This is a genomic window from Bergeriella denitrificans NBRC 102155 (assembly GCF_001592185.1).
Taxonomy (GTDB): Bacteria; Pseudomonadota; Gammaproteobacteria; order Burkholderiales; family Neisseriaceae; genus Neisseria; species Neisseria denitrificans.
In genome coordinates this window covers 1-5,948 of sequence record NZ_BCWL01000135.1, presented here as the reverse complement: position 1 = coordinate 5,948, position 5,948 = coordinate 1, and the positions used below count along the sequence as shown (strand labels likewise).

Genomic DNA, 5,948 nt, shown 5'->3' with positions numbered 1-5,948 from the left:
GGGCGAGCCAACGCCGTAGCAGAAATTCAGTTCTTCGACTATAGAACACGGCTTTCCCTGCATTCCCACCCGCCCCGCCATCCCCGGAATACGCATGACAATCTACCACCACATCGCTTTAAACGTCCCGCTTGCGGACGGCCTGCTGACCTACGCCCATCACGAAACGCTGGCGGCGGGCACGCGCGTGGTTGTGCCTTTTCGCGGGCGGCCGCAGGCGGGCATCGTGTGGGCGGGCGGCATCACGCCGGACATCGAACCCACTAAAATCCAAAATATTCAGACGGCTTTTACCGACGAAGCGCCGCTGCCGCAGGATTGGCGCGCGCTGCTGGCCTTTGCCGCCCGCTATTACCATTATCCGCTCGGGCAGGCCGTGTCCGCCGCGCTGCCGCAGGGCTTGCGGGAAACCAAGCCCGTGGAAATGCCGCAGCCGCCGCAGTATTACAGCTTGAGCGAAACCGGCAGGCTGCAGGCCGCGCCGCCCGCGCGTTTCCATAAAAAAGCCGCCGTGTGGGCCGCCTTGCAACATTCAGACGGCCTGAGCCTGCCCGCGTTGAAACAGATTAACCGGCAGGCCGACAAGCTCCTGGAAGAATGGGCTGCGCAGGGTTGGATTGCGCTGAAAAACGCCGCCGCGCCGGTGTTGAGGCCGTCTGAATATTGCCTGAATGCAGAGCAGCAGGCCGCATCTCAGGCGGTGCAGGCGGCTTTCGGGCAGTTTCAGCCGTTTCTGCTTTACGGCGTGACCGGCAGCGGCAAAACCGAAGTGTATTTCGACGCGATGGCCGAAGTGCTGGCAGCGGGGCGGCAGGTTTTGTTTCTGCTGCCTGAAATTAACTTAACGCCGCAGCTGTTGAAGCGCGTGGAAGCCCGTTTCGCCGATGTGCCGACGGCGGTGTTGCACAGCCAGACCGCAGCGGGGCGGCGCACGCAGGATTATCTGCGCGCCATGCTCGGCCAGGCCAAGTTGGTCATCGGCACGCGCCTGTCGGTATTTACGCCCATGCCCGACCTCGGCCTGATTGTGGTGGACGAAGAACACGACAGCTCGTTTAAGCAAGACAACGAATTGCGCTATCAGGCGCGGGATTTGGCGGTTTGGCGGGCGAAGCAGGCAGGCTGCCCGATTGTGTTGGGCAGCGCCACGCCGAGTTTGGAGAGCTGGCACAAGGCGCAAAGCGGCGCGTATCGGATGCTGGAATTGCGCCAACGCGCCCACAGCGCCGCGCAGCTGCCGCAGGTGGATATTCTTAACGTCGGCCGTCTGAAATTGGACAACGGTTTTTCCCCGCAGGCGCTCAATCTGATTAAGCAAAACTACGCCGAGGGCGGCATGACGTTGGTGTATCTCAACCGCAGGGGTTTTTCGCCCGCACTGTTTTGCGGCGACTGCGGCCACACGTTCGGCTGCCCGAACTGCTCGGCGAAAATGGTGCTGCACCGTCGCGCGCGCCAACTGCGCTGCCACCATTGCGACCACCGCGAAACCGTGCCCTACAAATGCCCCGACTGCGGCAATCAGGATTTGACCGCCGTCGGGCAGGGTACGCAGCGCGTGGAAGAAACCCTGCGCCTGCTGCTGCCCGAGGCCGGCATCGCCCGCATCGACCGGGACAGCACCGCGCATAAAAACGATTGGGCCGATTTATACCGCCGCATCCACGCGGGGGAAATCGATGTGTTGGTCGGCACGCAGATGATTGCCAAAGGCCACGATTTCGCGCGGCTGAATCTGGTGGTGGTGCTGAACGCCGACGGCAGCCTTTACAGCGCCGACTTCCGCGCACCGGAGCGGCTGTTTGCCGAACTGATGCAGGTTTCCGGGCGGGCGGGGCGTGCCGATAAAGCCGGGCGCGTATTGATTCAAACCCAGCTGCCCGACCATCCCGTATTCGCCGCCGTGAAAGCGCAGGATTACCGGCAGTTTGCCGACCGGGAGCTGGAAGAGCGCAAAATGTTCGGCATGCCGCCGGCGGGTTTTCAGACGGCCATACGCGCCGATGCGCCCAATGTGGCGCAGGCGGTGGATTTTCTCAACGGCATCAAAGCCGCCGTCGAGCCGCAGCTGCCCGAAGACGTGACCCATTTCGGCGCAACGCCCATGCTGATGGTGCGGCTGGCCGAGCGCGAGCGGGCGCAGATGTTTCTCGAATCGCCGTCGCGCAAAAGCCTGCACCGCGCTTTGGGCTTGTGGCTGCCGTATTTGCAGGGCAACCGCGATGCCAAAATCCGCTGGAGCGTGGATGTCGATCCGCAGGAGATGTAGCGTTTTATGTTTGGTCAGGCGCGGTGTGCGGCGCGGTTTGTCGCTTTAATCGTGTTGAATGATGGAAAAGCCGTCTGAAACTTGCATCTTCAGACGGCTTTTGTGCCACAATACGCCATTGGATTTCAGTATCGGAAAGGACCATATATGTTGTTGGGTGTGAATATCGACCATGTGGCGACGCTGCGTAATGCACGCGGCACTTCCTATCCCAGCCCGGTAGAAGCCGCGCTGGTGGCCGAAACCCACGGCGCGGATCTGATTACCCTGCATCTGCGCGAAGACCGCCGCCATATCAAAGACGAAGACGTGTTTGCCGTGAAAAACGCCATCCGCACGCGCCTGAATCTGGAAATGGCGCTGACGGAAGAAATGCTGGAAAACGCGCTAAAAGTTATGCCCGAAGATGTCTGCATCGTGCCGGAGCGTCGGCAGGAAGTCACCACCGAAGGCGGCTTGGACGTATTGTCGCAGCAGGACAAAATCGCCGCCTTTACCCGCACGCTCACCGAAGCAGGCATCCGCGTTTCGCTGTTTATCGATGCCGACGAAGCGCAGATTCAGGCGGCCAAAGATGTCGGCGCGCCCGTGATTGAGCTGCATACCGGCGCGTATGCCGACGCGCATCGCCCGGAAGAGCGGCTGAAGCAGCAGCGCCGGATTGAAACCGGTGCAGCCTTTGCCGACAGCCTGGGTTTGGTTGTCAACGCCGGCCACGGCCTGACCATCCACAATGTTGCGCCGATTGCACAAATCGACGCCATCAAAGAATTAAACATCGGCCATTCGCTGATTTCGCAAGCCGTATTTCTGGGGCTGCCCGAAGCCGTGCGCCAGATGAAGGAAGCGATGTTCCGGGCAAGACAAAGCCGTTAACGCTCCGCCTTGCCCCCTGACCAAGAAAGTAAATCAAACATGACCCAATACGCCCTTTTTGTCACCTGCCCGCGCGGTTTGGAAGCGCCTTTGTCGGAAGAATTGGCCGCGCTCGAGTGCGCCGACATCCGTGCCACCGACGGCGGCGTGGCCTGCAAAGGCACGATGGCGCAGGTGTACCGCATCAACCTGCATTCGCGTACCGCCAGCCGCGTGCTGCTGCGCCTGACCAAAGGCAGCTACCGCAGCGAAAACGATATTTACAAGCTGGCGAAAAACATCAACTGGTTCAACTGGTTTACGCTGGAGCAGACGTTTAAAGTCAAGGTGGAGGGCAAGCGCGCCCAAGTGAAAAGCCTGGATTTCGTCGGTCTGAAAATCAAAGACGCGGTGTGCGATGCCTTCCGCGACATTTACGATGCCCGCCCGAGCGTGGAAAAAGTCCGCCCCGATGTGCGCGTGCACGCTTTTTTGGGCGAACGCGATGTGCAGATTTTTATCGACACTTCGGGCGAAGCGCTGTTCAAACGCGGCTACCGCCAAGACAGCGGCGAAGCGCCCCTGCGCGAAAATCTGGCGGCGGGTTTGCTGCTGCTGGCGGGCTACGACGGCACGCAGCCGTTTCAAGACCCGTTTTGCGGCAGCGGCACGCTGGCCATCGAGGCCGCGCTGATGGCCACAGGCCGCGCCCCCGGCCTGCTGCGCCGCTTCGGTTTTGAAAAGCTGCAAAACTTCGATAAAGCGGAATGGGTCAAAATCCGCCAGCAGGCCAAAGAGCAGGTGCGTGAAGCTGCCGCGCCGATCGGCGGCAGCGACAACGACCGCCATATGGTGCGCCTGGCCGAAGCCAATGCCGAAGCAGCCGAGGTGGGCGGCTTAATCCGCTGGCAGGTGCAGGACGCGCAAGACGCGCGGCCGAACGGCGAGGGCGGCATCATGCTCTCCAACCCGCCTTACGGCGTGCGCCTGGCGGAAGTGCAGGCTTTGCAGGCGCTGTATCCGCAGCTCGGCTCGTGGCTGAAGCAGCATTATGCCGGCTGGCTGGCGGGTATGTTTACCGGCGACCGCGATATGCCGAAATTGATGCGCCTTTCACCCAAGCGCAAAATCCCGCTCTACAACGGCAATCTCGACTGCCGCCTGTTTCTGCTGGAGATGGTGAAAGGCTCGAACCGCTGCGCCGTTTGACTTTAATTTATAGTTGGAGAAATTAATTTCTTCAACTATATATATAAAAAGCCGTCTGAAAATTCTTATTTTCAGACGGCTTTTTTGTGTTAAATGTGGTTAAAAAGCGACGGTTTCAGCCAAGTGTTTTTATCGATATTGACAAAAATTGTTTTTCCTTTTCAATCGGTTTAAGATGTAGCGGCTTGAAACTGCCCGCCCGCTGCCGCATACGGCGCAGGTGTGCAGATCATACGCCCATTCAAATAATTAGAGGACAAACATCATGAAAAAAACATTTATCGCCCTGGCGATTGCTGCTTTGCCTGTTGCCGCTTCCGCAGAAGTGATTTTGTACGGCCAAATCAAAGCCGGTGTGGAAGTGTCTAACATCAAGCTGGGCAGCGCCGCCAACGGAAACGGCAGCGCGGACAATACCAGCGACCAACTCGGCCGCAGCGCGCGTTCGACCACGGCGACCGACATTACCGATCTGGGCTCGCGCATCGGCTTTAAAGGCCACGAGCATCTGGGCAACGGCCTGAAAGCCATCTGGCAGCTGGAGCAGAAAGCCTCCATCGCCGGCACCGACAGCAACTGGGGCACGCGCCAATCGTTTATCGGCCTGGAGGGCGGCTTCGGTAAAATCCGCGCCGGCCGCTTGGATTCTTCCGTAAAAAGCCTCTCGAGCGCGTTTGACCTGTGGGAATACCGCAACAACGCGCTGGGCATGGGCGTGTTCACCCGCAACGACAAGCGCGTGATTTCCGTGCGCTACGACAGCCCCGTATGGTCGGGCTTCAGCGCCAATGTGCAATATGTACCGCGCGACAACATCAATGCCGCCGATAAATACACCCACAACGAAGCCGGCAAAGACACTTACTACGCCGGTGTCAACTATGAAAACTCAGGCTTCTTCGGCCAATATGCGGGCGGTTTCCGTAAGAATTCCGTCGGCAGTAGCGGCGCATACAAAGACGGCCAGCTGCACCGCCTGGTAGCCGGTTACGGCGCGGGCAACGCCTTGCTGGCGGTAGCAGGCCAATACGGCAAAAACTGGGAAACTTTGGGCGACTACGCGCAAACCCTGTCTAACGGCGTGGTAACAAGCCAAATGCGTACCGACGGCGTGAATGCAAGCAACGTGGTATTCGGTTCGGATGCCGCGCTCGACAGCCGCGGCGTGGAAACCGTTGAAATCGCCGCCACCGGCGCTTACCGCTTCGGCAATCTCACCCCGCGCGTCAGCTACGCCCACGGCTTCAAAGCCAAAGTGGACGGCAGCAACGTACACGGCACGCGCTACAACCAAGTGGTTGCCGGCGTGGATTACGATTTCTCCAAACGCACGACCGTCGTGGCCTCAGCCGGCTGGTTGAAAGGCGGCGAAAACGGCCCGCACCGCGTGGAAACCGTCGCCGGCTTGGTCGGCCTGCGCCACAAGTTCTAAGCAGCGCAGCTGTATTTATCGTGAAAAAGCCTGTCGGGAGACAGGCTTTTTTGGTGTGTATGGTTGAATGATATGGCATGCGGCAGTGTTCGCATATTTCGTCAAAAAGCCGTCTGAAAATCCCTGTTTTTCAGCAGTAGGTCGGGCACTTTTGCCCGACGATTCGTTGATATACCCGAAAAT

At 59.4% G+C, this 5,948-nt stretch carries 4 protein-coding genes; all 4 read left to right on the top strand.

The genetic code is table 11. The features are described 5' to 3' along the window. The first annotated feature begins 94 nt into the window (after positions 1 to 94). Entirely contained in the window at positions 95 to 2,269 is a 2,175-nt protein-coding gene (locus BDE01S_RS07585) for a primosomal protein N' (protein ID WP_066079645.1), read from the top strand. 147 nt (positions 2,270 to 2,416) lie between these two features. Then, a complete protein-coding gene (gene pdxJ / locus BDE01S_RS07580) occupies positions 2,417 to 3,145 on the top strand; it encodes a pyridoxine 5'-phosphate synthase (protein ID WP_066079644.1) in 729 nt (242 codons plus the stop codon). Between the two features lie 39 nt (positions 3,146 to 3,184). Further along, a complete protein-coding gene (locus tag BDE01S_RS07575) occupies positions 3,185 to 4,333 on the top strand; it encodes a THUMP domain-containing class I SAM-dependent RNA methyltransferase (protein ID WP_066079641.1) in 1,149 nt (382 codons plus the stop codon). A 265-nt stretch (positions 4,334 to 4,598) separates the two neighbouring features. Beyond that, a complete protein-coding gene (porB, locus tag BDE01S_RS07570) occupies positions 4,599 to 5,765 on the top strand; it encodes a trimeric porin PorB (protein WP_066079639.1) in 1,167 nt (388 codons plus the stop codon). Positions 5,766 to 5,948 lie beyond the last annotated feature (183 nt).

Bases quoted from the DNA above. Each gene is read 5' to 3' on its own strand.
- BDE01S_RS07585 (WP_066079645.1), top strand. From the start codon at position 95: ATGACAATCTACCACCACATCGCTTTAAACGTCCCGCTTGCGGACGGC.
- pdxJ (WP_066079644.1), top strand. From the start codon at position 2,417: ATGTTGTTGGGTGTGAATATCGACCATGTGGCGACGCTGCGTAATGCA.
- BDE01S_RS07575 (WP_066079641.1), top strand. From the start codon at position 3,185: ATGACCCAATACGCCCTTTTTGTCACCTGCCCGCGCGGTTTGGAAGCG.
- porB (WP_066079639.1), top strand. From the start codon at position 4,599: ATGAAAAAAACATTTATCGCCCTGGCGATTGCTGCTTTGCCTGTTGCC.